Origin of the sequence: Coleofasciculus sp. H7-2 (genome assembly GCF_042747725.1) — a bacterium.
Classification (GTDB): domain Bacteria; phylum Cyanobacteriota; class Cyanobacteriia; order Cyanobacteriales; family FACHB-T130; genus FACHB-T130.
The window spans coordinates 1-1,225 of sequence record NZ_JBHZGO010000084.1 but is presented as its reverse complement, the minus strand read 5'-3'; the positions used below and the strand labels follow the sequence as shown (position 1 = coordinate 1,225).

At 53.0% G+C, this 1,225-nt stretch carries 1 protein-coding gene; it reads right to left on the bottom strand.

The features are described 5' to 3' along the window. Positions 1-154: 154 nt before the first annotated feature. Positions 155-1,153: an IS5 family transposase gene (locus tag ACFW2W_RS16745; protein ID WP_378180378.1), complete on the bottom strand. Its 999-nt coding sequence runs from the start codon at positions 1,151-1,153 to the stop codon at positions 155-157. Between the last annotated feature and the right edge of the window lie 72 nt (positions 1,154-1,225).

Below are 1,225 nucleotides of genomic sequence, written 5' to 3'. Positions count from 1 at the left end.
AGAAAGCTTTGAAAAACCCCCTCTAAGCCGCAGACTGGGGTGTTGAAGATGTTTTTTCGGCCGCTCCCGGTTATCGTTTTCGGCTAAGCCCGTATCTGCCGCAGCTGACAGTGCTACTTTGGTCGCTTCGACTGCTGTTACACCTCTGCATCTGTCACGCCATCCAGCGCCCTTGCGCTTTGAGCAGGTAGATGCCGCGCATGACGTTGTGCAGCACGCAGTTCATATCGAAGCGGAGGCTGTTACGTGCCCGTGTCCTAGCTACGGCTTCTTTGTAGCTCAGCTTATCGGCCATATAGGCAAAGGGATGTTCTACGGCTGAGCGTACTCTTGAAAGGCAGCCGTTACGCGTTTTCTGTCTGTTTGATAGGCAACGCCTCCGGGTGGCTTTGTCCAGCACCCCATAGAAGATACCCTTAGTACGGCAGTCGCGTTTGTCTTGGTTGTTGCTGTAGGCTTTGTCGCCAAAGAAAGAGCGCTCATCTCCACAAAACAGCTTTACTTGGCTGTACCCGCGTTGCAGGGCACCTTCATGCACATTGGCTGAGGTAAAGGCGCGCCTACGGATGAGCTTGCTGCCAACGTCTAACCCGATATGCCCCTTGTAGCCGAAGTACTTCTTGCCTCGCTTCTCCGTCGCGTGAGCGTCTAGGTCAAGCTGGGCCACGCTTGTTTTGTCTCCTTGGCGTTTCGCTTCCAGCTCAGCGCGCTTCTTTTTGCTGAGGGGACGGTTGCTCGACTCGATGATGCTGGCGTCAACGATGGTTCCCTTTCTTAAAATCAACTGGCGGCTTTCGAGCTGCGCCACAATGCTTTCGAACAAGCTGTCCATAAGCTCATGCTCGACCAGTGTCTCCTTGAATACCCACACAGTCGTGAAATCGGGCACCTCAACATCCGAGACAATACCAACAAACTCCCGAAATGAGCGCCTATCCAGTAGCTGGTCTTCGAGTTTAGGGTCGGATAAGTTGTAAAGGTATTGTAAAAACAGCAGCTTGATCATCTTCAGGAGTGGGTAGCGCGGACGTCCACCCTTCTTCGTGCCGCTCTTGTCAATAACCCTAACCGGCTTGACCAGCACCTCCCAATCGACAAACCGCTCGATATCGTCGAGTTTCTGGCTAATTCTGGCTCTGCGTTCTTGGCTCATCGGTCTCCCCCTCACAGGTCTACCTGCTAATGCAACAAGATACCGGCTTTAGTTGGGTTTTTCAAAGGGTTC

Coding starts and splice junctions, on each gene's coding strand:
- ACFW2W_RS16745 (WP_378180378.1), bottom strand. CDS start 1,153: ATGAGCCAAGAACGCAGAGCCAGAATTAGCCAGAAACTCGACGATATC.